Here is a 1,327-nt window from a genome sequence, read left to right as displayed (position 1 = left end):
TAGTCGACCCCCTTAAAATGGACACAAGAGATGTTATAGTTGTGGGAACATACCGTTACGGGAGGGGTTCATTTTGGAATTCATAAAAAAGGGCAGGAAGAGAATAATATCTTTTGAACAGAAGTGCACAATCGTTAAAGAAGTTTTAGAAGAGAATCGACCAAAAACAGATATCGCCACTGAGCATCAAATTCATGTCAATTCTATTACTAATTGGATTCGTATCTATAAAGAAAAGGGTGTGGAGGGCTTACGCCCTTTCGTAAAAACCCCGAAAGTTCCGAGAGACCAATTGAGAGATGAGCTCAAAAGGCTTCAAGAAATTGAAAAGAAGTACAATGAACAGCTAACGGAGATTGAAATCTTAAAAAAGTTCCAGGCCTTTCTCAAGGAGAAGGAAAACAAAAGGCATACGAAGCGATAACAGCCTTGAGAAAGGTTTACACTGTAAAGCAATTATGCAGTGCATTAGGCGTATCCAGAAGTGGGTATTACGCTTATTTAAAGCGTCCGAGAAAGATAGTGACTTTGCGAGACCAGGAAGATATTAGAGCGATTAAAAAGATAGTTAAAGAGAATCGCGGCACCTGTGGTGCAAAGCGTATTTCAGGAGTCCTCCGTACGGTAAATCATATAATTAATCATAAACGTGTGGCTCGTCTTATGAAGGAATTGAATATACAATCCAAGATCAGACGGAAAAAGTATACGAAGGAAATTAGAACTAAAGCAGCTGGATATATTTACCCCAATCTACTTGCCCGTGATTTTAATGCCCTGCTTCCGAATCGCAAATGGGTGATGGACGTCACTGAATTCGTAAGAGGCGATGAAAAGGTTTTCGTATCGGCGATAATGGATTTATATGATCGGAATCCAATTGGGGTCGTAATAGGACGCACTTCCAATAACGAAATGATGGAAGAGTCGATTCGCAAGGCAATGAAAGAGCGAAATCTAAAAGACCTCTCCCAAGTGATTCTTCATACGGATCAGGGGAATTCTTACCGATCTTATCGTTATAACCAGTTATCGAAAGAGCTAAGTTTTATACCGAGTATGTCGCGAAAAGCAAACTGTTGGGATAACGCCGTGATTGAAAGCTTTTTTTCACATTTTAAAACGGAGTTACCTTATCACTATTCAATTGAAACGCCAACACTTCTTGAAGAAGCCATTCCGAAGTTCATTAAATACTACAAAGAAATACGTAGCCAAAAACGCTTGGGGTATTTGTCTCCAACAGCATTTCTGACTCGGTATTTGGAAAGCGCATAACACACAATTGTACATAAACTTTGGTGTCCATTTTTAAGGGGCTTGACTA

2 protein-coding genes are annotated in these 1,327 nt (G+C 39.6%); both read left to right on the top strand.

What is annotated here, in order from left to right:
* Nucleotides 1–73: 73 nt before the first annotated feature.
* Nucleotides 74–424 (top strand): transposase, encoded by a 351-nt coding sequence (locus ABE021_RS15430; protein ID WP_430289897.1) that lies wholly within the window; start codon nucleotides 74–76, stop codon nucleotides 422–424.
* Nucleotides 421–1,278, top strand: coding sequence for an IS3 family transposase (locus ABE021_RS15425; protein WP_430289899.1), 858 nt, complete (start codon nucleotides 421–423; stop codon nucleotides 1,276–1,278). Before ABE021_RS15430 ends, ABE021_RS15425 begins: the two co-directional genes overlap by 4 nt.
* Nucleotides 1,279–1,327: the final 49 nt, after the last annotated feature.

It is taken from the genome of Sporosarcina gallistercoris (assembly GCF_050459885.1).
GTDB classification, from domain to species: domain Bacteria; phylum Bacillota; class Bacilli; order Bacillales_A; family Planococcaceae; genus Sporosarcina; species Sporosarcina gallistercoris_A.
The sequence above is the reverse complement of the archived record's forward strand: the minus strand, read 5'-3'. Positions and strand labels throughout refer to the sequence as shown.